Origin of the sequence: Carnobacterium sp. (genome assembly GCF_032094055.1) — a bacterium.
In the GTDB taxonomy this organism is placed as follows: domain Bacteria; phylum Bacillota; class Bacilli; order Lactobacillales; family Carnobacteriaceae; genus Carnobacterium_A.
This window is the reverse complement of record NZ_DAMDAK010000028.1, coordinates 25,221-27,270: the sequence shown is the minus strand read 5'-3', so window position 1 is coordinate 27,270 and position 2,050 is coordinate 25,221. Positions and strand designations below refer to the sequence as shown.

The following is a 2,050-nucleotide window of genomic DNA, read 5'->3' as shown; positions in this document are numbered from 1 at the left end:
AGGGCAATGAGCCTCACCGTTATTTAGTGGTTGAACCGGCAAAATAAAAATTAAGAAAATAGCTTACCTAATATAGAGACAACTTTCTATTGGGTGAGCTATTTTTTATTTTGTAAAAAAAGATAAAACGCTTGCATTTTGTTATGAAAAAAGGTATATTCAACTTGTATATACAAGTTGAATATTTTTTTAAAAGGAGGAGAAAAAAATGGCAGATTACAAGCAAGATGCAAAACAATTATTACAAGATATTGGAGGTCCGGAGAATATTTCTGCAGTTAGTCACTGTGCGACTCGGATGCGTTTTGTATTAAATGATCCTGCAAAAGCGGATAGCAAAAAGATAGAAGAAATACCCGCAGTTAAAGGAACATTTACGCAAGCTGGTCAATATCAAGTTATTATCGGTAATGATGTCGCTACTTTTTATAATGAGTTTGCGAAAATTTCCGGTAAAGAAGGCGTTTCAAAAGATGAGGTGAAAGCTGCCAGCAAACAGAACCAAAATCCGGTTCAACGTGCGATGTCCGTTTTAGCTGAAATTTTTTCACCGATTATTCCTGCAATTGTTGTCGGGGGGCTGATTTTAGGGTTCCGTAATATTTTAGAAGCTGTTCCTATGGGATATCTTGATGGTCAGACGATTGTAGAAGTTTCTCAATTCTGGAGTGGCGTTAACAGCTTTTTATGGCTGATCGGCGAAGCTATTTTCCACTTCTTGCCAGTTGGGATCACATGGAGTATTGCTAAAAAAATGGGAACAACACAAATACTGGGAATTGTTTTAGGGATTACATTAGTTTCACCGCAATTATTAAATGCTTATGCCGTTGCTGGAACAGCAGCAGCAGATATTCCGTTTTGGGATTTTGGTTTTTTCAAAATTGATATGATTGGTTATCAAGCACAAGTTATCCCTGCTATGTTAGCTGGTTTCTTGTTAGCTTATTTAGAATTATGGTTGCGTAAAGTTATTCCGCAAGCTGTTTCAATGATTTTTGTACCTTTCTTCGCTTTAGTACCGACTGTTTTGATTGCCCATACTGTTTTAGGCCCTATCGGCTGGGTTATTGGGGGATGGATCTCAAGTTTAGTGTACGCAGGTTTAGGTAGCTCAGTGAACTGGTTATTTGGCGCATTGTTCGGCTTCTTATATTCACCACTCGTTATTACGGGACTGCACCATATGTCAAATGCCATCGATTTGCAATTGATTGCAGACTATGGCGGAACGAATTTATGGCCAATGATCGCTTTGTCAAATATTGCTCAAGGTTCTGCTGTATTAGCGATTATTTTCCTTCACCGCGGCGATAAAAAAGAAGAACAAGTTTCAATCCCAGCAGCTATTTCTTGTTACCTAGGTGTAACAGAACCGGCGATGTTCGGGATCAATATCAAATACGTTTATCCATTTGTAGCAGCAATGATCGGTTCCGGCATTGCAGGAATGGTTTCAACGATGTTTAATGTTACAGCGAATTCAATCGGAGTCGGCGGACTTCCTGGGATTCTTTCCATTCAAAATCAATACTGGATCATCTTTATTATTTGTATGGCCATCGCTATCGTGGTACCGTTTGTCTTAACTGTTGTGTTCCGTAAATACAATATCTTTAATAAATCAGATCAAGCCATTGAAGCAAGCCAACCAGAATTAGGACAATAATTTTTTAGAAAGTAGGAATAAAAGTGAGCACATTTCATGAAAAAGTCGTTTATCAAGTTTATCCAAAGTCTTTTAAGGACTCAAACGGAGATGGAATTGGAGATCTAAAGGGGATTATTGAAAAGATTCCATATTTAGCCAGCTTGGGAGTAGATATGCTCTGGCTGAACCCTTTCTTTTCATCTCCGCAAAAAGACAACGGATACGATATTTCCAATTATACTGAAATTGATCCGTTATTTGGAACGATGGAAGACTTTGAGGTGCTCGTTAAAGAAGCAAAAAAACATCAAATGGACATTATGCTGGATATGGTCTTAAACCATACGTCAATTGAACATGAATGGTTTCAAAAAGCACTAGCCGGTGACAAGAAGTACC

2 protein-coding genes are annotated in these 2,050 nt (G+C 38.0%); both read left to right on the top strand.

Annotated elements, in window-relative coordinates; all coding sequences use genetic code 11:
- Positions 1 to 208: 208 nt before the first annotated feature.
- Positions 209 to 1,669, top strand: coding sequence for a PTS system trehalose-specific EIIBC component (gene treP, locus RT405_RS06120; protein WP_313468443.1), 1,461 nt, complete (start codon positions 209 to 211; stop codon positions 1,667 to 1,669).
- A 23-nt stretch (positions 1,670 to 1,692) separates the two neighbouring features.
- A partial coding sequence (locus RT405_RS06115; RefSeq protein WP_313468441.1) for an alpha-amylase family glycosyl hydrolase occupies positions 1,693 to 2,050 on the top strand: 358 nt, incomplete at its 3' end.